At 68.7% G+C, this 21,483-nt stretch carries 15 protein-coding genes and 5 pseudogenes; 5 read left to right on the plus strand and 15 right to left on the minus strand.

The annotated features are described in order from the left end of the window. Window positions 1-649 precede the first annotated feature (649 nt). Entirely contained in the window at window positions 650-985 is a 336-nt protein-coding gene (locus ACWDAG_RS17070) for a deoxyxylulose-5-phosphate synthase (RefSeq protein WP_450696382.1), read from the plus strand. Window positions 986-1,061: 76 nt separating this feature from the next. Here the strand turns inward: ACWDAG_RS17070 and ACWDAG_RS17075 are convergent. The 6 genes and pseudogenes from ACWDAG_RS17075 to ACWDAG_RS17100 form a co-directional block, all read right to left on the minus strand. Continuing rightward, a pseudogene (locus ACWDAG_RS17075) lies at window positions 1,062-1,319 on the minus strand (transposase); the annotation flags it as partial. Window positions 1,320-1,360: 41 nt separating this feature from the next. Next, window positions 1,361-2,935 carry an amidase family protein gene (locus tag ACWDAG_RS17080; RefSeq protein ID WP_450696383.1) on the minus strand — a complete coding sequence of 525 codons (1,575 nt, stop codon included), beginning with the start codon at window positions 2,933-2,935 and terminating at the stop codon, window positions 1,361-1,363. Then, window positions 2,932-4,152, minus strand: coding sequence for an MAB_1171c family putative transporter (locus tag ACWDAG_RS17085; RefSeq protein ID WP_450696384.1), 1,221 nt, complete (start codon window positions 4,150-4,152; stop codon window positions 2,932-2,934). The genes ACWDAG_RS17080 and ACWDAG_RS17085 overlap by 4 nt, the downstream gene beginning before the upstream one ends. Window positions 4,153-4,167: 15 nt before the next feature. Further along, entirely contained in the window at window positions 4,168-4,722 is a 555-nt protein-coding gene (locus ACWDAG_RS17090; RefSeq protein WP_450696385.1) for a hypothetical protein, read from the minus strand. Between the two features lie 46 nt (window positions 4,723-4,768). After that, window positions 4,769-5,257, minus strand: coding sequence for a hypothetical protein (locus ACWDAG_RS17095; protein WP_450696386.1), 489 nt, complete (start codon window positions 5,255-5,257; stop codon window positions 4,769-4,771). A gap of 563 nt (window positions 5,258-5,820) precedes the next feature. After that, window positions 5,821-6,141, minus strand: coding sequence for a tyrosine-type recombinase/integrase (locus tag ACWDAG_RS17100; RefSeq protein ID WP_450696387.1), 321 nt, complete (start codon window positions 6,139-6,141; stop codon window positions 5,821-5,823). A 127-nt stretch (window positions 6,142-6,268) separates the two neighbouring features. Here ACWDAG_RS17100 and ACWDAG_RS17105 point away from each other — a divergent pair. Next, window positions 6,269-6,961 (plus strand): annotated as a pseudogene (locus tag ACWDAG_RS17105) (DUF3631 domain-containing protein); the annotation flags it as partial. Window positions 6,962-7,422: 461 nt separating this feature from the next. Here ACWDAG_RS17105 and ACWDAG_RS17110 read toward each other — a convergent pair. The 8 genes and pseudogenes from ACWDAG_RS17110 to chvE form a co-directional block, all read right to left on the minus strand. After that, window positions 7,423-8,319 carry an intradiol ring-cleavage dioxygenase gene (locus tag ACWDAG_RS17110; RefSeq protein ID WP_450696388.1) on the minus strand — a complete coding sequence of 299 codons (897 nt, stop codon included), beginning with the start codon at window positions 8,317-8,319 and terminating at the stop codon, window positions 7,423-7,425. Continuing rightward, complete coding sequence (locus ACWDAG_RS17115; RefSeq protein WP_450696389.1) at window positions 8,316-9,371, minus strand: maleylacetate reductase; 1,056 nt, start codon at window positions 9,369-9,371, stop codon at window positions 8,316-8,318. Before ACWDAG_RS17115 ends, ACWDAG_RS17110 begins: the two co-directional genes overlap by 4 nt. A 2-nt stretch (window positions 9,372-9,373) precedes the next feature. Further along, the gene (locus tag ACWDAG_RS17120) at window positions 9,374-11,164 is read right to left on the minus strand and encodes an FAD-dependent oxidoreductase (protein WP_450696390.1); all 1,791 of its coding nucleotides are present in this window, start codon (window positions 11,162-11,164) and stop codon (window positions 9,374-9,376) included. 157 nt (window positions 11,165-11,321) lie between these two features. Next, complete coding sequence (locus ACWDAG_RS17125; protein WP_450696391.1) at window positions 11,322-12,272, minus strand: AraC-like ligand-binding domain-containing protein; 951 nt, start codon at window positions 12,270-12,272, stop codon at window positions 11,322-11,324. 101 nt (window positions 12,273-12,373) lie between these two features. Next, window positions 12,374-12,607 (minus strand): MarR family winged helix-turn-helix transcriptional regulator, encoded by a 234-nt coding sequence (locus ACWDAG_RS17130; protein WP_450696392.1) that lies wholly within the window; start codon window positions 12,605-12,607, stop codon window positions 12,374-12,376. 215 nt (window positions 12,608-12,822) lie between these two features. Then, window positions 12,823-13,029: pseudogene (locus tag ACWDAG_RS17135) on the minus strand (transposase); the annotation flags it as partial. 12 nt (window positions 13,030-13,041) lie between these two features. Further along, window positions 13,042-13,245, minus strand: a pseudogene (locus ACWDAG_RS17140) (hypothetical protein); the annotation flags it as partial. A 58-nt stretch (window positions 13,246-13,303) separates the two neighbouring features. Next, on the minus strand, window positions 13,304-14,389 hold the full coding sequence (gene chvE, locus ACWDAG_RS17145) for a multiple monosaccharide ABC transporter substrate-binding protein (protein ID WP_450696393.1): 1,086 nt from the start codon (window positions 14,387-14,389) through the stop codon (window positions 13,304-13,306). Window positions 14,390-15,115: 726 nt separating this feature from the next. Between chvE and ACWDAG_RS17150 the strand changes: the two are divergent. The 3 genes and pseudogenes from ACWDAG_RS17150 to ACWDAG_RS17160 all read left to right on the plus strand — a co-directional run. Further along, window positions 15,116-15,220: pseudogene (locus ACWDAG_RS17150) on the plus strand (Uma2 family endonuclease); the annotation flags it as partial. A gap of 598 nt (window positions 15,221-15,818) precedes the next feature. Beyond that, window positions 15,819-16,754, plus strand: a complete 936-nt coding sequence (locus tag ACWDAG_RS17155; RefSeq protein WP_450696394.1) for a hypothetical protein — start codon at window positions 15,819-15,821, stop codon at window positions 16,752-16,754. 448 nt (window positions 16,755-17,202) lie between these two features. After that, window positions 17,203-19,629 (plus strand): non-reducing end alpha-L-arabinofuranosidase family hydrolase, encoded by a 2,427-nt coding sequence (locus ACWDAG_RS17160; protein WP_450696614.1) that lies wholly within the window; start codon window positions 17,203-17,205, stop codon window positions 19,627-19,629. A gap of 110 nt (window positions 19,630-19,739) precedes the next feature. Here the strand turns inward: ACWDAG_RS17160 and ACWDAG_RS17165 are convergent, their stop codons facing one another. Beyond that, the gene (locus tag ACWDAG_RS17165; protein ID WP_450696395.1) at window positions 19,740-19,931 is read right to left on the minus strand and encodes a hypothetical protein; all 192 of its coding nucleotides are present in this window, start codon (window positions 19,929-19,931) and stop codon (window positions 19,740-19,742) included. Between the last annotated feature and the right edge of the window lie 1,552 nt (window positions 19,932-21,483).

Consider the following 21,483-nt stretch of genomic DNA (forward strand, 5'->3'; position numbering starts at 1 on the left):
CCAGGGGAAACAGCACCGCGCGGCAGCACCAGGCACCTCCCGGCAAGGATCCGATCCCACTCCTAAAGCGGGTGTCGCAGGTTCGAATCCTGCCGGGGGCACAGAGAATCACCTGGTCAGAGGCCCTTCCGTCCGTCGGACGGGAGGGCCTTCGTCCTCGCAGCACACATATGGCACACATGCGGCTGCGGGCAGAGGTGGGGAGCTGTGCGAGATGCCCGCGAACGACGAGCTGGCGGCGCCGGCACGAGAAGCTGGTCGGCCGCTTGGAGGGCCTGATGCGGGCGACGCTGAAGCCTCGCTACCGGGGCTACCACGGGCAGCTGATCCTGAGCAGCGGCGATCTTGAGGAGATGGGCGAGCTGAAGGACGTCCGTCGTGCTGCACGCGAGGCGGGCCGTCGCCTCGGCTGGCACCCGAAGACCCATGTCGTCGACGCAAGACTCTTCGTGTATGACGACCGCGAGGTCCCCAGGGAGATCAGCGAGCTGGCCGCGAGGGATGCTGCTGACGCCGTCGACGCAGCACTCCGAAGAGGCGAGCAGAGGCAAGTACGGTCGGCCGTCGCCGCCCCTCCCTTGCCGAAGGGCCTGCGCAGGCTGCCGGAAATCTGTCGAGCCCGGCCCTGTGGTGGCTCTACCCTTCCCGCATGGCCCATGCCAAGACCTCGTACGTCTGCCTGCCCTGCCGGGCCTCGTACAAGCAGCCCTACCCCGGCTACCACGACCACGACCGGGTCTGTCCACGCTGCGCCGAACCACTGATCCACGTCGGCTCCGCCTTCGCGGCACCCAAGAGGCGGGACGCCGCCGCCTGGCGCACCCTCTCGGTGCTGCTGCACGCCGGTGTGCGCTTCCACAAGAGCTGCTGCGGGGGCCCCGGCTACCGCCCACGCACCCTCAGCGAGGTGCGCGAGCGGATGGCCTACGCCCGGGCCACCGGTGAACCGTTCGCTCAGGCGTTGGTCCGCCGCGACCTGCCCTAGACCTCAAGGGCCCGGCAGGAGACGGTGTGCGGCACCTGGTGGCTGGTCCTCTGGTCGGCGATGAAGTCAGCAACCGTCACTTCGTCGCTTCCTCGACACAGAGGACCACCGATCGCTTGAGGACATCCCGCTCCATCCGCAGCTCGTGGTTCTCCCTGCGCAGCCGCGCGAGCTCGGCCCGCTCATCGGGATCCAGACCGGCCCGGGTGGCCTCCTTCTCCCGGGAAACCCACGTCGTCGGCGTGCCCTCGTCAATCCCCGGATCCCATGCGACCTGGGCGACCGGCTTCCCGGTCTCACGGACGATCCGGACCGCGCCGGCCCGGAACTCCGCGTCGTACTTTCTTGCGTATCTCTGGCGAGCTGCCGATTCGGCTACGCCGAGAACACGGACGGCCGAATCGGTTCGGGGAGCCGCTGTGCGAGTTGCCTGGCCACATGGAGAACTGTGCGGTCGGCGAGATAGGGGCCGATGATCTGGATGGCGAGCGGGAGGCTGTCGCTGGTCTTGCCGGCAGGCAGGACGATGGCCGGCAGTCCTACCGGGCTGGCCAGGTTGAGCCAGCTGGTCTGGTCGAAGAACGGGCGCTTCTTGCCGTCAACCGTGATGTACCGCTGCGGGAGGGGAGTACTGCACTGGTCAGGGACGGCGGCAGTCGGCGTAGCGGGGGTGATCAGGATGTCGTGGTCCGTGAAGTAGGCGTCCCAGGCGCCGCGCAGCTTCTGCCGTGCTTCGTCGGCTACGCACCAGTCGCGGTGACGCATGGTGCGGGAACGGAGGAAGAACCCGCTGGGGTCGTCGGCGGGGATCTTGTCGGCAGCCGCCACGTCGGCTGCGAACGCGGCGTCGGTGGCGGTGGCCGAGGCAGTGGCGTACATGAGGCGCTGGAACAGCTTGTCGCTCTCGGCGAAGTCGACGGGCTTGGTGGAGTCGTCGACAGTGGCACCAAGTCCCCTCACGAGCTCGGCGACCTGGGCGAGGAGTGCGCGACTGTCGCCGTCGATGCGGCAGTACGCGTCGTCCGCCCAGATGCCGACCCGGTAGTCGCCCAGCTTGGCCTTGGCCGGAGCCGGCAGTTCGATTTTCCATCCGCCGCGGTCGGCGGGGGCGGGCGCGGCGATGACGTCCAGGAGGAGACCGAGGTCGTCGACGGTGCGGGCGATCGGGCCGAGCGTGACCATGTCGCTGCTGGTGGCCCAGCCGGGCAGGCGGGGGATGTGGCCGCGGGTGGGCACGATCGGGCTGGCTCCGCGCGAGGTCCGCAGCGCGTAGACACCGCAGTACGCGGCCGGCAGGCGCAGCGAGCCGGCGAGGTCGGAGCCGACCTCCAGGCTGGTGAAGCCCGCGGCGACCGCGGCGGCCGGGCCGCCGGAGGAGCCGCCGGCGGTCTTCTCGGAGTCGAAGGGGTTCAGGGTCTTGCCGAAGACCGGGTTCGACGTCTGGATGTCCTGGCACATGGTCGGGACGTTGGTGTGGCCGATGATGACGGCGCCGGCGGCGCGCAGGAGGGCGACCGCGTCGGCGTCGCTGTCGGGGACATGGTCCGAGAGACTGGGCGTCCCGCAGGTGGTGCGCATCCCCTCGACCTCGAGGGCGTCCTTCACCGTCATCGGCAGGCCGTGGAGCGGGCCGAGCACCTTGCCGGTCTCGGCGAGATGCCGGTCGGCCTTGTCGGCGGCCGCGCGGGCGCCTTCCTTGTCGAGCGTGATGACGGCGTTCAACCCTGGGTTCGCCCGCTCGATGTGTTCCAGGTGCTGTTCCAGCAGGGCACGGCTCGTGATCTTGCCCTCGCGAAGGGCGGCGAGCTGGTCGCCGGCGGACGCAAGGCGCAGCGGGGCAGTCCTGCGCGGGCTTGAGCCGGCGCGGGGCCGCGCACTGGCGGAGGTGCTCAGGGTGGTGACGGCGGCCAGGGCCGTCGTGATGGCGAGCACGGTGCGGCGGAGGATCACGAATGGGCTCCTGAAGCGGTGCTGGGGAGATCGGTGGTAGGTGTCGCTGGACGGGGCGGAGTGAAGAAGTCGGCGACGCGTTCGAGGTGAAGCTGTTCGTCCTCGGCTGTCGGCAGGGGCAGGTGGGCGTCCACGTACTCGACCGGCGCCTCGACGGGGGAGTCCGTGTGGAAGCGGGTGAGCGCCGCGTGGATCTGGTCGGCGGTGACGGCGGCGACCAGGTCAGCGCCGGTCAGCCCGTTGGCCGCGCGCCGTACTTCGGACTCGGTGCGTACGGCAGGGTCGAGGTAGCGGCGCAGCAGCTTCTGGCCGTGGCGGATCTCCGTACGGCGTCGCAGAAGGGGGAAGTGTGCGCTGCGGCCGTGAAGGATGGCTTCGCGCTGCCGGTCCGGTTGCAGCAGGGTGATTCCGGGGTGCGCCTGGGCCAGGGCGGCCCACAGATGCTGCAGGCGCCGGTAGGCGAGGTGCGCGGCCGCCCAGTTCCTGCCGTCTTCGATGCGGCGGACGAGCGTGGGGAGGAAGTAGCCGATCTGAGTGAGGGTGGCACCCACATCGCCGCAGATCCACGCGTAGGGATCGAGGCCCTTCACGCTGAATCCGAAGAACACGCCGAGGACGGCACTGATGCGGATGGCGCTGTAGCCGAGGGTGATGGTCGCGCCGATGGCGACGAGACGCAGGCCGACGGCGATCGATCGCTTGGTGGTCGCGCGGGCGTGCTTCCAGCAGGAGCGCGCGAGGTAGATCTCGGCGGCGGTGTACGCGCTCATGTAGAGCCACAGGTACGCCTGGAAGAGCGGCTCGTGTGCGTAGTAGAGCGAGAAGTCGAAGGGCCGCTCGACGGTGGGGTTCAGCAGCGTGAAGAGCAAGGCCATGCCCGCGATGACGCAGGCGGCTGCGATGAGCATCTGGCGGCCGCGGCGCCGGGCGGCGTCGGCGGGCTTGGACCAGTGGGCCAAGACGGTGGCCTGCAGGGCGAAGACCAAGATTACGCAGCTCTGGGCGAGCGGCACGGCGATGTCAGTCAGGCCGAGGACGCCGTCGATGCGCACCCATACCCAGGTGAGCGCGATGAAGTAGCTGAGCGCGGAGAACGCGAAGGTGAAGGCGAGGGCGACCAGGGCGGGGTCGCGTCGGCGCTTGCCCAGGTCACGGAGCAGCAGGAGAAACCCTGTGCCGGCTATCGCGAGACACAGGGGGTGGAGTATGTCTTTCACGGTGATCTGTTCTGGTCAGCGCAGCAGCGTACGGGCGATGGGGTCGTCGTCCTGCGAGCCGCGGGCGGCAGCCTCGCGGGATTTGCGCACGTGCTCCTGCAGGAGGGAGCCGATCATCTCAGCTTCGAACTCGTCGGGTTCGTCGTACTGGGTCCGGCCGAGGACCAGCTGAGCAGTGGCAGGGTCGATGTCCGTGATGAGGCCGCCGAGGCCGGCGACGCTCAAGGACTCTTTCTTGTGGCGGTGCTTGAGCATGTGGGCGAACTCGTGGCCGGCGATGATCTCGGTGTACGCCGCACTGACCCCTTCGTCGTAGAAGAGGTAGTCCGTGTCGACGGTGGCAAGCCAAAGACCGCACGGCGTCGAGGGGTCCAAAGAGGCCGGGTCCGAGAGGTCCGGCGTGAACGGCATCAACCGGATCTCTCGGTTGAGCTTCCGCTCGATGAACGGACGCAACTCCAGGACGCTGTTGACGGCGGGAAGCTCAAGTTCCTCGACGAACGCTCTGCTGCGCCGCTCGACTTCTTCGGTTCGGTCGACGGGCCGGCGCGCACGGCGGCTGTGCCACATGCGTGTTCCTCTCGAGAGCCCCGTGGGAGTTGAGCGTAGTGGCTGGTCAGGAAAGGTCGTCTTCGAGGGAGGGGGGCAGGCCCTCCTTCTCCCGCACTGAATCGATCTTCTGCATGACCTCGTTGAGGCTGTGCGGGGACAGTCCGATGGCACGAAGTGCGATCTGTTTCACACCCGCCTGGCTGAGCTTGCGCAGCAGCTCGAACTGTTCGGCGACCTTGCGGGTCACCTCGTCCTCGACGAAGAAGCCGGCCTCCACGCCGAAGAACCGGCCGAACAGCGGGACGAGCTTGACGGTGGGCGTCTTGCTGCCCTTGCGGAGCTGGCCGATGTACGCGCCGGTGATGCTCTCCTGGCCGTACGAGGAGATCGTCCGCGCCACGTGGGCGTTGCTGAACTCGTCCGCGCCCGGAGCCCGGACCCTGTCGAACAGGTAGTTCAGACGGTCGGCGAAGGACGCGCCAGGACCGGGTACGGGAACCGGGGGCGCCGGCGATGGCGTCTCACGGTCCGCTGTCTCGCCTGCACGGGGCACGATGCGCTGCTCTCTCTCGACGTATCTAAACTATAGTTGACGCTGTGGCTGGCTGGAAGCTACCTTCACCTTCGCAAGCAGCGGGATTCTTCCTGGGCCACAGGGGAGCCCAGGAAGATGACCGTCAGGGGGGCACTCGTGACGAGTGAGTCGCCGGACTGACCAGATCACCGCCCCGGCTGCGTGTGGGCGGGACCAGTACCGGGGCGCCAGCCCCGGCTGGTCCTCCCGAATTCGTGATGCCGAATGCTCGAATCCGATGCGGCGCACCCGCTGCGAGAAACAACGGAATGCGACACCGGGAAGCTCGCTCCTCGGGCTCGGCGCAACATGCCGAACATAGGGCGGACACGCCCGGGAATCCCGGGTTTCGGCGGGTTGAGGCACCTCGGGACTGCCGAGCCGCGCCAGGGTGACGGTGTGCACAGATGCCCCGTTCGTGCATGGGTGGCTCTTCACGACCCAACCAGGCTAACCGGCCCTGGCAGCCCGACAGCGGGGGGCGTTCCGCCGCGCCACCGAAGCGACCCCTGCTGTCATAGACAGCACGGACAAGGCACACATCACGCCGCGGGATCCTCCAGGACGGTCACGGCCTCGGCAGCCTTGCGGGCCTTCTGCTCCGCCTTCTCCAGCTTGGCCTTCGCCTTGGCCAGTTGCTTGGAGCGGCGCTTGCGCATCTTCTTCGAGACCTCGTCCAGGCGGTCGGGAAAGAGATGCCCGTAGGTGTCCAGGGTCAGCGTCGCGGACTTGTGGCCCAGCATCGTCTGTACGACATTGACGTCCGCGCCGCCGGCGATGGCGAGCGAGGCCGCCGTGTGGCGCAGCTTGTGCGGGGTGACCTTGAGATGCCCCAGCCCGGCCTTTGCACCAGGGGACCGCAATGGGGACCGTGATCACGGTCTCCGCCAGTCGTCGGGGACTGACAACCCCGCGGCGGGAACCGCCCAGCAGGAGGGGACCGGTCCCGTCGACGTACGGGGACCGTGATCACGGGACCGGCTCCCGGCCCTGTGGGTGGCGGCCACGCACATCCAGACCGCGCTGCAGCACGCGCCGCGTCCGGCGGTCGTAGGCCCGACGAAGGGCTGCGGCAAGTCCCGGGTGCTGGACGTGCTTCACGAGACCGTCCACCAGCCGATCATGACGGTGAACATGTCCACGGCGGTGCTCTTCCGCATCATCGGCAAGAACCCGCGCACGATCCTGGTGGACGAGGCCGACACCGTCTCCAGCAAGGCCGGCGAGAACGAGGAACTGCGCGGCCTGCTGAACGCCGGACACCAGCGCAACCGGCCCGCCCGGCGCATCTCCGGTCCGGAGCACAAGCCGACCCCGTATCCGACCTTCGCCATGGCCGCACTCGCCTCGATCGGCGACCTGCCCGACACGATCACGGACCGCGCGATCGTGCTCCGCATGCAAAAGCGCAAGCCGGGCGAGAAGGTGACCCCGTTCCGCTCGCGCTACGCCACACCGGAACTGAACGCGCTGCGGGACAATCTGGCCGCCTGGCTGGGACCGCTGCGCGGCACGGCCGGCCGCATGGCGCCGACCATGCCGGTGGAGGACCGGGCGGCGGACACCTGGGAACCGCTGGTCGTCATCGCCGACCTGGCCGGCGGCCACTGGCCCATCAGCGCCCGTGCGGCCTGTGTCGCGAGGACCCGGTACGAGGCCGTCCAGGACGAGCAGACGGTGATCCCCGAGGCGGCCGTCGCCATGCCGGCCTGCGCCCGCATCGGCGCCATCCACTCGGTCGTCTTCGGCGGGTTCGCCGCGCTCGAACTCGCCGTCCGCATCGACGACGCCGCCCCGAAGATGGTCGTCTCCGCCTCCTGCGGCATCGAGGGCAAGCAGGTCATCCCGTACAAGCCGCTGCTGGACCGCGCGACCGAACTCGCCGGGCACAAGCCGGAGAAGCGGGTGATCGTGCAACGGCTGCAGGGGCGGGCCGAGTTGGGGCCGGACGACTCCGACTGGGCCGACTTGGTCGCCACCGCGACGCCTGTCGACTGCGTGCCGGTGGCCGCGACGGACCCGCTCCACCTGCCTGGCGGCGACGGCACCGTCGTGGCCGGGCAGCGAGGAGGCCACGCCCCACGGCCGTCATGCGCACGACGTCCGGCAGGTCTCAGGCAGGCACGACCCCGCCGCGGACCCGGTCATCCCCGCCCGTCGGCAGGGGCGAGGACGATGTCGAAGCGGACCTGTGTCCAGGTGCCGTCGACGGCCCGCCCGTCGGGTGTCGGCGTGCCCGCCGGACGCCGGTCGAAGTCCTTGACCAGGGACTCCTTGACGCCGAAGACCGTGTCGGAGTCGAGCAGTTCGTCGCCCCGGACGAAGATGTGCGTGACCAGGGTGCGGCACCCGGGCGCCTCGACCATGAAGTGCAGGTGCGAGGCCCGCATCGGCGAGCGGCCGGTCGCCGCCAGCATCCTGCCCACGGGGCCGTCGTGCGGGATCGGGTACGGCGTGGGAGTGACGCCCCAGAAGCGGTAGCTCCCGTCGGCCTCCGTGAACAGGTGCGCGCGGGCGGCCACCCGGTCGTCGTCGTACTGGACGTCGTAGAACCCGTCCTCGTCCGCCTCCCACACCTCGATCTTCGCTCCGGCGATCGGGGTGCCGTCGGCGTCGGAGACGGTTCCCTCGACCCAGCAGGGCTCGCCGGCGGCCCCGAAGGACATGTCCCCGCCCGGCTCGATCCTCGGGGAGCCCTCCACGAAGAAGGGGCCGAAGACGGTGGCCTCGGTGGCGTCGCCGTAGGCCTCGTTGTTGATGGCGATCGTCTGCATCGACGCCCCGAGCGTGTCGGAGAGCAGGATGAACTCCTGGCGCTTGTCGTCGGTCAGATGGCCGACGGCGGTGAGGAACTCGATGCCCTTGTTCCACTCCTCCTCGGTGAGGCGGACGTCGCGCAGGAAGGCGTGCAGGTGCTTGACGATCCCCTGCATCAGCTCCTTCAGACGGGGGTCCTGGCAGGTGTCGAAGGAGCGTTGTACGCGCGCGATCAGGTCTTCCTCCCGGGCCGCCTGCTCGGAGGACACATCGTGGAGCGTCATACGGGGGCACTTCCTTCCCAGGCGGCGCGCAGCAGCGCGGTCAGGTTCTCCTCGGTGACAGCGGTGGGGTTGCCGACCGGGACGGCGGCCAGGACGGGGGCGACCGCCCGGGCGATGCCGTCCTCGGGCATGCCGTAGTCGCGCAGGGCGTGGGGGGCATGGAGCGTCTCGCGCAGTGCGGTGAGCCCCGCCGACGCGGTGGGGCTGCCGAAGGCCTCGGCGATGCGCCGCTCGGTCTCCGGTACGGCCGGGGCGTTGAAGGCGAGCACGTGCGGCAGCACCACCGCGTGGGTCTGGGCGTGCGGCAGGTTGAACATGCCGCCCAGCACATGGCAGATCTTGTGGTGCAGGCCCGAGCCGGCCGAGGCGAAGGCGACGGCGGCCAAGTAGGCGCCGTACAGCGTCTGTTCGCGCCCTTCCAGTCCGGTGGGGTCGGCGGCGACGGCGGGCAGGCCCTGGGCCAGAGCGTGGATGCCCTCGGCGGCCAGGGCCCGGTCGATCGGGTCGGCGCGCGGCCCCCACATGGAGTCGACGCAGTGGGCAAGGGCGTTGAGTCCGCTGGCCACGGACATCTCCAGCGGCAGGCTCGTCAGCAGCGAGGCGTCGTAGACGATCGAGCGCGGCAGGACCCGCGGGTCGACGCCGGTCGTCTTCACCTCGCCCTCGGTCAGGCCCCAGACGTTCGTCGCCTCCGAACCGGCGTAGGTGGTGGGGACGGCCACGATCGGCAGGCCGGTCGTCAGCGCCACCGCCTTGGCCAGACCGGTCGTCGAGCCGCCGCCGACGCACACCAGCGCGTCCACGGCAGCCTCCGTCGCGGCCTTCCGGGCGCGCTCGGCGACGTCGACCGGGACGTGCATGACGACCTCGTCGTGGCGCACCGCCACCGGCAGGTCCGCGCCGACACGGTCGGCGAGAGCCGCCTCCCCCGGTGCGGCGACGAGCATCACCTTCGTCGCGTTCAGCGCGGCCACCTCGGCGGCCACCGCGGCCGGCGCCGCGCCGGGGGCGAAGACGACCCGCTGCGGCAGGGTCTCGTGGATGAACCGCACGGTCACACCTTTCCGAGGAGCTGGGCGAGGGCGCCGCGCAGGGCCGCCTCGGGGTCGCTGGCGAGGCTCATCGAGCGCCAGGCGACGTGTTTGTCGGGGCGCACCAGGATCGCGCCGGACTCCTCGACCTCGCGCAGCTTGGCCCAGTCGTAGTAGAGGTCCGTCACCTCGCGGCCGGGGCCGATCACCACCGTTTCGAGCGGGATGCCGAGGTCCTGCGCAACCTTGTCGGCGGCACCGGCCCAGTCCTCACCGGCGATGCCCGTGAGCAGGGTCCAGCGGGTGTACGGCGCCAGGTCCATCAGGGCGAGTTTGGTGACGTTGTCGCCGACCCAGGCGTGCGGGAGGTGCGCGCCGGGGCTGGTGGACATGACGTGGTAGAGGTCCTCGTCCCGGCTCGGGGCGGGGCGGGTGCCGTCGGAGACGACGGCGGCGGACTCGTAGAACTGGCCGAGTTCGACGCCGTGCGCGTTGAACTCGTAGTTCTTGGTCTCCATCGCCGCCACCAGAGCGGCCCGCTTGGCCGCGCCCTCGGGGGTGTTGGCCTTGCGCTCCTCGATCAGGGCCCGCATCTCGTCCTCGTCCTTGGCGTCGAGGACGCCGAGGGCCTGGAAGATGTCGACGAACTCGCGGCTGGACCTGTTGGCCCGGGTGACGATCCGCTTCGCGACGGGCGCCCGCTCCACCGAGTACGTCTCCAGCAGCGACGGGTCGGCCTGGCCGCGCAGCACGGCGGCGAGCTTCCAGGCCAGGTTGTAGGAGTCCTGGACGCTGGTGTTGGAGCCCAGGCCGTTGCTCGGCGGGTGACGGTGGATGGCGTCGCCCGCGCAGAAGACACGGCCCTTGTGCAGGTGGGTGGCGTACATCTCGTTGTTGCCCCAGAGGCTGGTGCCGGTGATCTCGACCTCCAGGTCCGGGATGCCCAGCAGCTGCCGCACGATGCGGATCGCCTCGGTCTCGTCGACCACGGGGGGCTCGCCCGCGATGTCGTAGCCCCACACGATGAGCCACTCGTTCCACGGGCGGACCATCCGGACCAGGCCGGCTCCGATACCGCCGACGTTGGCGCCCGGCTGGATCACCCAGTAGAGGACCGAGGGCCGGTGGCCGACGTAGGACTCGATGTCGGCCTTGAAGGTGATGTTCATCGAACCGGCGATGTCCATCGCGCCCTCGTAGGGCAGGCCGATGTCCTCGGCGACCCGGGAGCGGGCGCCGTCGGCGCCGATGAGGTACTTCGCGCGGATGTCGTACTCCTGGCCGGTGAGCCGGTCACGGACCCGGACGATGACGCCCGTGTCGTCCTGCGTGTGCGAGAGGTACTCGGTGGAGAAACGGGTCTGGGTGCCGCGGACGGTGGCGTTCTTGACGAGGATCGGTTCGAGATAGGTCTGCGGGATGTCGACGGTGAGACAGGGCGAGGCCAGCCGGTAGTCGGCCTCCCGGTCGGGCCGGGTGCCCCAGGTGTGGATACGGCCGATCTCCTCGCCCGCGATGGAGGTGCAGAAGACGGTGTCACCGACGAGGTCGTGGCCGGTGGCGTCGGCCAGCACCTGGTCCTCGATCCCCATGTCGCGGAAGATCTCCATCGCCCGCTGGTTGGTGATGTGCGCCCGGGGTGTGTTCGCGGTCCACCGGTACTTGGTGATCACGATGTTGTCGATCCCCAGGGTCGACAGGAACAGCGCCGCCGAGGCGCCGGCCGGGCCGGAGCCGACGATCAGGACATCGGTCTCGACGTGCGCCGATGTCGGGAGTTCGGTCTCTGGCTGACCGTCGCTGAACTCGGGCATGAGGCCTCTCGCCTTCTTCTCGCGGAGCTTTGAAGGCAGCGTGCCCCCGGCCGCGACCGCATCGGGCGGGACGGGGTGGAGAACGGCCGAAATCCGTATGACGCGGCTCTTTCGAGGGCGCTTCGTCGCTGTGGCGCCCGTTGTCGCCTGCTTGAGTTCAGTCCCGCTTCGTGGCCGTACGGCGCAACTCGCCCGCGGTGATGCCGAACCGGGTGTGGAAGGTCTGCGAGAAGTGGGCGGCCGAGCTGAATCCGCACCTGGTCGCCACCATCGCCGTGCGCACCTCGGCGGCGGCCGGTCCGGTCAGCAGGCCGTAGGCGACTTCGAGGCGCCGGCCGAGCACATACCGTGGGAACGTCGTGCCCGCGTCGGCGAAGACGCGGGTCAGCTGACGGACGCTGATGCCGACAGCGCCGGCGACCTCGGGGGCCGACAGACGCGGATCGTGCAGTCGGTCCTCGACGAGGGCGCAGGCGAACGCGCGGTGGACGACGGGCCGACGCGTGGCCCCGTCGCTCACGAGCACGGACGCGAGATCGACGAGGGCCTGCTCGTCGGGCCGGGTCGCGCCCTCGACACCGACGGCGCGTCCGACGAGGCGGGCGAGCGCGCGGCCGTACGGGTTGCTCTCGTCACGCCGGACGATGAGCGGTTCCCCGACCTGCACACCGTCCGGCAGCGCACCGCGGTCCACGCGCACCGCCAGCTCGTCCAGCCCCTGGCCGAACCCGCGGACGAAGCTGCCATCCGCGTCGCAGACCAGGACGTCGCCGGGGCGGACGACCTGCCGCCGGCCGCCCTGCTGGAACTGGGCCTCCCCGCGCAGGGAGACGTAGATCGCGACGGAGCCCGTGGGCCGCCGTTCGATGAGGTCGGCAGGACGCTCGACCACGTGCGCCGTGGTGCGCACACGCGCCAGATGCACCCGCCCGAGTTCGAGGTTGTCCTCACGGGCCCGGAAGTCCTCGCCGCCCGGCGTGCGGCACATCAAGGCGATCAGGGCGTCGGCGTTGTGCGCCTCCCAGGCCCGCAGCCGCTCCGCCGGCGGCAGGTGCGCTGTCGAGAACACCTGCGCCGGGCGGGGCGCTGCTGCGGGTGCCGGGTGCATGGTTCAGAGCGTAGGTCCGCAATCGGGGGTTCCCAACCCGTCAGTGGCTGTCGTCGTTCCGTTCGACCGCCACCGCTCAAGATCGGAACGACAACAGCCAGTTAGGCGTCCTGGGGTGGTGGCACATCGCCGAGTCGCCGTAGGAGGACCACGAGGCGGCCCAGCTCATCGTCGTCGAAGAACCCTGCCAGGTACTCCTGGAGTCGCGCCGCTTTCACCAAGGCTTCGTCCAGGTATGCGCGGCCTTCGTCGGTAAGGGCAACGATGCGGATGCGCCGGTTGGCCGGATCGATGGTCCTGGTGACGAGCCGGCGTCCCTCCAGACGGTCGAGCAATGTGGTGAATGCCCTTGGGCGTGAGGCGGCAGAGATTGGAACGACTCCGATGGTGTGTTCCGCGAGCCCGCGTAGCCTTGGTGAGCCTCTTGTCGGCAGGTGTCGTGGGCGGTCTCGCCGGGATCGTGCCGAACCTGCTTTTCGGTGATGACATCCCTAGGTCACGTCCGCTGGAGTGGTGTGTCAACGGCCACTCGGTGATCTCTTCTTTGAGGCTATGCGGTGAGTTCGGTCGGGAGGACGGTGCCGTCGGTTTCCGACTCGATCGGGTGGAGGCGGGCCTTGGCGAGCAGGTCGGGGCCCATGCCGCGGCGGGCCTCGGTCCACTCGTCGTTCTGTTCGGCCAGGACCGCGCCGACCAGGCGGATCAGGGCGGTGCGGTCGGGGAAGATGCCGACCACGTCGGTGCGGCGGCGCAGCTCCTTGTCGGTCCGACGTCCCTGAGTGGTGAGGGCTCGGGTGCCGTCGTGGAGGAGCCCACGCCACAGCCACGCGCGGACCTCATGGCGGGCCTCACCGTTCCCTGTGAGGCCCGCCGGCACCGCGGCATCCCCGAACCGAGCGGCGGTGCCCGCCTCGACGGACTGGTACAGATCGAGCAGTCCCCGACGGCCCTCATCCGCGTGGCCGGCGCGTACTCCGGCCGGCAATGCCGTGGTGAGCGTCGTGGCGGCGTATCACGCAGGGGCCGTGCCGCTACTTGAGCTCGTCGGCGGTGAAGTAGCCGTCGGTGAGCAGGAGTTTGTAGTTGGTCTTGTCGATGTCGACCGGCTGCAGCAGGCGGGCGGGCACGTCCTTGACGCCGTTGTTGTAGTCAGTTCTGTTGTCCACCCACGGCCCCCTGTCGCTGAGTATGTCGTCGACCATGTCTGCGGCGGCTCTGGCGAGGTCGCGGACGTCCTTGAAGACGGTCTGGGACTGCTGGCCCGCGATGATGGACTTCACCGAGGGCAGTTCGGCGTCCTGACCAGTGATGACCGGGAGGGGCTTGCCGGCGGAGCCGTAGCCGTGCTGCTTCAGTGCGGACAGGACGCCCCTGGAGATGCCGTCGTACGGCGAGAGGACCGCGTCGACCTTCTTGCTGCCGTACCACTTGGTGAGGAGGCCGCTCATGCGCTTTTGCGCGGTGGGCCCGTCCCAGCGCAGGGTGGTGATCTTGCTGAGTTCGGTCTGGCCGGACGGGACGACCAACTGCTTGCTGTCCAGGAACGGCTGCAGGAGCGTCATCGAACCGTTGAAGAAGTATTTGGTGTTGTTGTCGTCGGGGGAGCCGGCGAACAGCTCGATGTTGAACGGACCCTTGCCGTCCTCCAGGCCGAGCTTCTTGATGATGTGGTGGGCCTGGATCAGGCCGACCATCTCGTTGTCGAAGCTGACGTAGTAGTCGACGTTCTTGGTGCCGAGGATGAGCCGGTCGTAGCAGATCACCGGAATGTGCGCATCGGCGGCCTGTTGAAGCACGCCGTTCAGCGACCTGGCGTCGATGGCCGCGATGATCAGTGCGTCGACGCCCCGCTTGATCAGGTTCTCGATCTGTGAGACCTGGGCCTTCGGGTCGTCGTCGCCGTAGACCAGCTTGGTCTCGTACCCACTGCCCTTCAGGTCCTCGACGAGGCTCTTGCCGTCGGTGAGCCAGCGCTCGGAGGCCCGCGTCGGCATGGCGAGGCCGACGGTACCGCGCCCGGACCTGCGCACGGAGCTGCTCTCGCTCTTCTGGTCACAGGCGGACAAGGCGAGGGCGAGGCCGGCGGCTCCAGCGAGGGCGGATCTTCGGTTGAGCATGGTGATCGTTCCTTGTTCTTCTCGTCGTTGAGGAGGATGACGGCGTATCAGGCGTCGACGGGGGCGGTGGAGCCGGCGGGCGACAGGCAGGCGAGTCGCGAGCGAGTCGGACGCGCCGTACCCGCTCCCGGGGTTACCGAACTTCAGACAGCGCGGTGCGCTGGGGCGGACCGGCTCGGCGCACTCGTGGATCCGCACGTAGCCGCCGATGTCGTCGGGGGTCTTGGTGCACAGGTTCCAAGGCGAGTGAACAACCGGCGGGCTCGCTCGAGTGGTTGAGGCCAGGTTGGCCCGGCACGCTGCACGAGTCGGTACTCATGCGCCTCGATGTCCCGCAGATCACCGATCCCGTCGCCAGTGTGTTCCTGTACGTACACCGGGCTTCGCCACGGCGTTCCGGCCACGTGCGGGCTGATTCCGGGGATGCACAGGACAATCGCCTTTCGAATGTTCGAAATCTCGTCACATGTTCGGAATGCTGGCGTGACGTTAGGGGCGGGTGTGCGGGGTGTCAACGGGGCGAACTGGAACGGTTACAGAAAGAGGTTGGAGATCGCTCATTCATCTGGCCAGAGCCCGAACTGCCGCCGTGCCCGTACGACTTCAAGAGCGGCTCGAGCCGCCGTCCTTGTCCTTCGGCTCTTCCGCCCCCCTGCGCTGCTTGCGTCTGCACCCGCCGGCACCAGGCCGGACCGCAGCCTTCAGTTGCGTCGGGCTTCAGGAGACGTTCTCGACCCCGCGACGAAGACCTACCGGGACGGATACGTGTTCACCGGCGTCCTCAAGGTAGTGGCCCCTTTCCCGGTGGAGATCGACCTGCGGCAGGTCTGACCTGGCGCTGCTCAGCAGCCGGCGGCGTGAGCGATGCGTGAGTGGACGGCCCGACACAGGGCGGCATGAGCCGGATCAAGTGGCTCGCCGTGCCGTTCCGAACAGGGAAAACAGCACCAGACGGCAGCACCGGGCACCGTCCGGCAAGGATCCGATGGTTCCACAGGATGCGGAACACCAAGCTCAACTCTGTTCGGAGAGTCCGCATCCAACGGATCCGGCAACGGCAAGGCCGACCTGACGACCATGCAGAAGCGCGTCTGCCAAGCGCTCGCCGCCAAGTGGACCTGACGCGTCCGGCCCCGGTCGAGCCCCGGGGCGGCGCTGCAGGGGTCGTGTCTGCGTTGCCGGCGGTCGCAGCCCGTGGCCTGCTGCGACCGCACGCGGCGCACCTCAGTAACCGAACATCGCAGGTGCGTACTCCAGCGTGAACAGGTGGCTGGCATCTCCGTTTGATCGGTACGTCCGTCCCTGCGGGATGCCGGACGGCCCTCTTCACGTCCATTTCGACGTAGACCCGGTCCCGCGCAACGCGGGCGGTCGATCCCGCATCTGGCAGGGAGAACAGCCAGGAACCACCCCCTGAACGGAGTGCTCGGTGCTCATAGGACTCCTGACCGCCGTTGCGGCCTCGATCTGTTACGGCACGGGCTCCGTCCTCCAGGCCGTCGGCTCCCGCAAGTCGGCCCGCCGCGAGGCGGCCGCCGCCGGACAGGTCACAACGCACGGCGGCCCCAGTTTCTCCTCCACCGCCCAGGCCGCGATGACCTGGGAGTTCGCCGTCGGCACGGTCCTGGACTTCGTCGGCTTCGGGCTCGGCGCGCTCGCCGCCCGTCTGCTGCCGCTGTTCCTCTCCCAGACGGTCATCAGCGCCAACCTCATCATCACGGCCGTCCTCAGCGTCAAGCTGCTCGGCATCCGGCTGACCCGGGCGGAGTGGACCTCGATCGCCGTGGTCTGCTCGGCGCTGGTGCTGCTCGCGAGCGCGGCGGGCCCTGAGGGCAGCGGGCACACGCCGATCACCACCCACTGGTGGCTCCTCACGATCTCGCTGCTCCTGATGGCGGGCGGCACGGTCCTGGTCCGGCGGCTCGGCGCCCGGGCCGCGATCCTGGCCGGTCTGCTCTCCGGTCTCGGCTTCGGCGCGCTCGGCGTGGGCGTGCGAGTGCTGAGCGGGATCGATCCGTTCGACCTGGGCACGCTGCTCACCGACCCGGCCCTGTACGCCATTGCGGTCGCCGGAATCGGCGGCATGTACCTGCACACCGTCGCGCTGCAGCTCGGCTCGGTGAACGGGGCGACGGCGGCGCTGGTGGTCGGCGAGACCGTGCTGCCCGGCATGATCGGCGTCTGGTGGCTGGGGGACGCCTCACGCCCCGGCTTCGCCTGGCCGGCGGTGATCGGCTTCGTCCTCGCGGTCTCGGGCGCGGTCGCGGTGGCCTGGTTCGGCGCGACGGAGAACGCCGAGAAGGACGTCCCGGCCCCGACCGACACCCCCGCCCAGAACCCGGCGCTTGCCCAGAACCGCGCGTAGTGGCGTCGGGGACCGGCGCGGTGGCTGCCGCTCCGTGTCGACTCCCCGCATTCTCGAACCGTACGTGCGGCTCTCCGCATACGGCTTCCGACATCGTTCACCGGCCGGCCTGCCTGTCGTCCTGCGCACGGCGACACTCACTCTTGGCTGCAGCACGACCCTGGGACCCTGCCGTGCCTCGTGGATACACGGGAGGTCTGTGTCAGTGGTTCCTCAACCGGCGTTCGGGGGCCGGCGCCCGCCGAGGCACCCGGCGCGCCGTCTCTGAACAGGAGCATCGCGCCAGTCTCCGGATCGGCAGAACGTGTCTCCCTGATCGCGGCAACCTTTGTGTGCGCGGCGGCGACTGACAGGAAACGGGAGCCGAGACCAAGGCCCGCTTCGCCAGAAGGACAAGCCGTTGCAAGATCAGAACCCCTCTCATCGCCGCCGTCCGGCGACCCGCCGCCTGATCGCCGCCGCCGCGGTGCTCGCCGCCGTGGGTGCTGCCGTACCGCTGGTCGCCCAGGCCGCATTGACGTCGAACGCCGGCACGCCGACCGTGCTCGCCGATGCGGCGGCCGGCAGCGGCCGCTACTTCGGCACGGCCGTGGCCGCGGGCAGGCTCGGAGACTCGACGTACTCCACCCTTCTCGACCGGGAGTTCAACATGATCACCCCGGAGAACGAGATGAAGTGGGACACCATCGAACCGTCCCGCGGCAACTTCAACTTCGGGCCCGGCGACCAGATCGTCGGCCACGCCGCCGCGCACGGCCAGAGGATGCGCGGGCACACGCTCGTCTGGCACTCCCAACTCCCGTCCTGGGTCAGCTCCATCACCGACGCCAACACCCTGCGCAGTGTGATGGACAACCACATCACCCAGGAGATGACCCACTACAAGGGCAAGATCTACGCCTGGGACGTGGTCAACGAGGCGTTCGCCGACGGCGGCACCGGCCAGCACCGCAGTTCGGTGTTCCAGAACGTGCTGGGCAACGGTTTCATCGAGGAGGCCTTCCGCACAGCCCGGAACGCCGACCCGGCGGCCAAGCTCTGCTACAACGACTACAACATCGAGAACTGGTCCGACGCCAAGACCCAGGGCGTCTACAACATGGTCAAGGACTTCAAGTCCCGCGGCGTGCCCATCGACTGCGTCGGATTCCAGAGCCACTTCGGCACCGGCGGCCCGCCGGCCAGCTTCCAGACCACGCTGTCGAACTTCGCCGCGCTCGGCGTCGACGTACAGATCACCGAGCTGGACATCGCGCAGGCGTCCGCCACCGCGTACGCCAACACCGTCCAGGACTGCCTCAACGTCGCCCGCTGCACCGGCATCACCGTGTGGGGCATCCGCGACAGCGACTCCTGGCGCACCGGCGAGAACCCGCTGCTGTTCGACAACAACGGCAACAAGAAGCCCGCCTACGACGCGGTGCTCACCACCCTGAACGGCGCGAGCGGCGGCAGCGGCAGCAGCGGCGGCACAGCGGCCGGAGACATCACCTCCGGCACTGTCTACACCCTCTCCGGCGTGGCCACCGGACGTGTTCTCGACGAGCCCGCCGGCCAGAACGGCAACGGCACCCCGCTCCAGGTCTGGGACGCCAGCGGCGCCACCAACCAGCAGTGGCGGGCCACCAAGAACGGCGACGGCTCCTACACGCTGACCAACGTCGCCAGCGGCCGGGTCCTGGACGAGCCGGGCAACCAGACCGGCAACGGCACGAAGACGCAGGTCTGGGACTCCAACGGCGGCGCCAACCAACACTGGAAGGCCGCCCGGAACAGCGACGGCTCCTACACGCTGACCAACGTCGCCAGCGGCCGAGCCCTGGAGACCCCCGGCGGCAAGACCGCCAACGGCACCCCCGTCCAGATCTGGGACTCCTGGGGCGCCGCCAACCAGCACTGGAACTTCAGATCGGCCACGTCCACGCCCGCGTCCACGCCGACGCCGGTATCGACATCGACGGGCGGCACCTGCGCTCTTCCGTCGACCTACCGGTGGTCCTCGACGGGTGCGCTGGCGCAGCCGGCGAACGGGTGGGCCTCGGTGAAGGACTTCACCGACGTGGTGTACAACGGCAAGCACCTGGTCTACGCGTCGAACGTGTCGGGATCGTCGTACGGCTCGATGGCGTTCAGCCCGTTCACGAACTGGGCGGACATGGCGTCGGCCGGCCAGACCGGCATGAGCCAGAAAGCGGTGGCGCCCACCCTGTTCTACTTCGCGCCCAAGAACATCTGGGTGCTGGTGTCCCAGTGGGGCGCGGCGCCGTTCGTCTACCGCACCTCCAGCGACCCCACCAACCCCAACGGCTGGTCCGCGCCGCAGGCGCTGTTCACCGGCAGCATCCCGGGCTCCGGAACCGGTCCGATCGACCAGACCCTGATCGGCGACGGCCAGAACATGTACCTGTTCTTCGCCGGTGACAACGGCAGCATCTACCGGGCGAGCATGCCGATCGGGAACTTCCCGGGCAACTTCGGCTCGTCGTACACCACGGTCATGAGCGACACGGTGAAGAACCTGTTCGAGGCGCCGCAGGTCTACAAGGTCCAGGGCCAGAACCAGTACCTCATGATCGTCGAGGCGCGCGGTGCGAACGAGCAGCGCTACTTCCGCTCGTTCACGGCCTCCAGCCTGAACGGTTCCTGGACCCCGCAGGCCGCCACCGAGTCCAACCCCTTCGCGGGCAAGGCCAACAGCGGCGCCACCTGGACCAACGACATCAGCCACGGTGACCTGGTCCGCAACAACCCCGACCAGACCATGACCATCGACCCCTGCAACCTGCAGCTCCTCTACCAGGGCAAGTCCCCCTCCGCGAGCGGCCCCTACGACCAGCTGCCGTGGCGTCCGGGCGTCCTCACCCTGCAGCGCTGACCCGCCCGACCAGCGAGACTCGGACGGCCCCTGAACTGCCGATATGGGCAGTTCAGGGGCCTTTCCGCGTCAGAGGACCTCGTCCCACAGCCACCTTTTTATCGGCATCTTCACCGGTCCCGTCCTGTCGGCACCGCCGGCAGTCCTTCACCGGGCTGGTCCACGATCACCAGGACGGTGCCGGCCTTCGCCGCCCTTCGCCACCGGCTTGTCGAACCCGGCCCGCAGCTTGGGCTCGCTGTTGGGCGGCTGTTGTCGAAGACCTTCTTGACGACCAGGGCGATGGCGCCGTACGCGCGCATCCACGATGTACAAACCTGTCGCCCGCGGGGAACACCGGTGGCCGCCCGACGGCGCTTGCGTGAGAGTGACGGAGGCTGCAGGCGGCACTCAGTGCCAGGAAATGAAGGCCGATGACACTCACGTGAGCACAATATGACAATCGACCCAAAGTGCTCATATCTACGGACCGGCGGGATGGCAAAGCCTCTTCACCGAGGAAGCCCGTCGCCTCGTCGCGATTTTCGGAGGCGCCCGGGGGCAATCCGCGGCGCAGGGACGGGAGGGGCCCAGGAGGGCCTCCAGGGGGCTTGCCGGGGCCTCCTGCGTCGGCACGTCGAGGCGGCACTCGGTCGTCCTGGAGAGGGAGGACTGGGCGAACAAACGGACAGAGCCCCGGGGGACGCCCCGGGGCTCCTTGCACTGGCGGGTTGAGCTTCTAGTGGGTGAGGTACCAGGCGCCGGCGCCGAGGCTGGTGAGGGCGCCGGTCGCCCAGCGGAGCAGCTGCGGCGAGATGTACAGCCGCAGCTCAAGGTGCCGGTCGACGCTGAGTTCGAGCCGGCGGCGGCCGTCATCGGGGGGTACCCCCGGGGTGGCGGCCGCGGCGGCAGGCGGGGAGGAAAGGTTACTTCCCGTGCCCGGCTGGGCCCCGTTGGGGCCCGGGGTGGTGCTTGAGATCTGACTCATGGGTCTGACTCCACTTTCTCGAGCGCTCCTTAGGGCGCCCTTCCTGACGAGGGACAAGGCTCTGAACTCAGCTTCTTGGCCAGAGGCGTTCAGAGTCTTCTGCGCCAGTGCAGTGGACCGAAGTAATACGCCATCCGGATACGCGATAGCAACTGGACTTGCATATGGGCGCGTTCAGGCTGTCCGGTCGACTGTCAGGGGGAGCGAGTAGAATCCCTTCCACCCTGGTGGACATTTGATGGCCAGTCACCTGAAACGGGGTCATCTCATGTCAGTTACCCTTCGGTAAGAAGACTCTTTACATGAGCAGCCTTCGCCCATTGGGGGTCACTTGCGATCCGAAGCGCGCACGGACCGACCACCATCGGTATGACCAAGGCCACATGCCGATGGTCTGCAATTGCCGCCAATGCGGACATCTATGAGCAAAAGCTCCTTACGGGCGATGAGTGACTAGCAAGTACTTTTGAACATTGCCGTAAGTTGCGGGTCATCGACGGCCCGTGATGTAGTTGCTGAAGCAAACACCTTAAGCGGAACTTACGCCCCGCTTATATTAAACGGGATATTAAAGCCACTTAATGAGCCACTCATGCGCTTTTCCTGAAGGAATTCGAGAATTCAAGAGGGCTGATCGACCTGGCGAATACTCGCCCCCGTGTGATGCAGCGAGCCTGCATAATGGTTACACAGGGTGAGCGCCCGCTCAGTGCCCAGAAGCAGAAACCGCCGCGCCCCCTCTGGCCAAAGCTGGGGCGCGGCGGTCCTCGCCAGATGTGGGTTGACCACGTCTGATGTGTTTCTGCATCGCCAGCGTAGAGATGCACGCCCAAGCGTGGCATCGCACTTTCGCTGAGCGCATCGCCGAGGATAGCCCCGATTGTGGT

The sequence above is a fragment of the Streptomyces sp. NPDC001157 genome (assembly GCF_053598255.1).